The sequence below is a fragment of the Streptomyces viridosporus genome, from assembly GCF_002078235.1.
GTDB classification, from domain to species: domain Bacteria; phylum Actinomycetota; class Actinomycetes; order Streptomycetales; family Streptomycetaceae; genus Streptomyces; species Streptomyces viridosporus.
Map to the genome: position 1 here is coordinate 307 of NZ_MSGP01000761.1, position 385 is coordinate 691.

A 385-nucleotide genomic window follows, 5' to 3' on the forward strand; every position below is an offset into this window, starting at 1 on the left:
CCGAGCGCTTCGAGGCGTCCTCCCCGATCACCTACGTCGACCGGGTCGAGGCCCCGGTCTACATCTCGGCCGGCGTCAACGACCCGCGCTGCCCCATCCGCCAGATCGAGAACTACGTCCAGCGCCTCCAGGCCCGCGGCGCGGTCCACGAGGTCTACCGCTACGACGCGGGGCACGGCTCCCTGGTGGTGGACGAGCGCATCAAGCAGGTCCGGCTGGAGCTGGACTTCGCGGAACGGCACCTCGGCCGGTAACGGCGACCGGGCCCCGGCCGGGGCGGACCGGCCACCACGACGGTGCGGACGGAGCGCCGACCGGGGCCGAGTCGTGCGGGTTCAGGGGGTGGCTGTCTCTTAGACACACCTGACGCTGCCGACGACGCCTG

At 72.5% G+C, this 385-nt stretch carries 1 pseudogene; it reads left to right on the top strand.

Going from position 1 to position 385, the window contains the following annotated elements:
* Window positions 1–254 (top strand): annotated as a pseudogene (locus tag B7L92_RS43230) (alpha/beta hydrolase family protein); the annotation flags it as partial.
* Window positions 255–385: the final 131 nt, after the last annotated feature.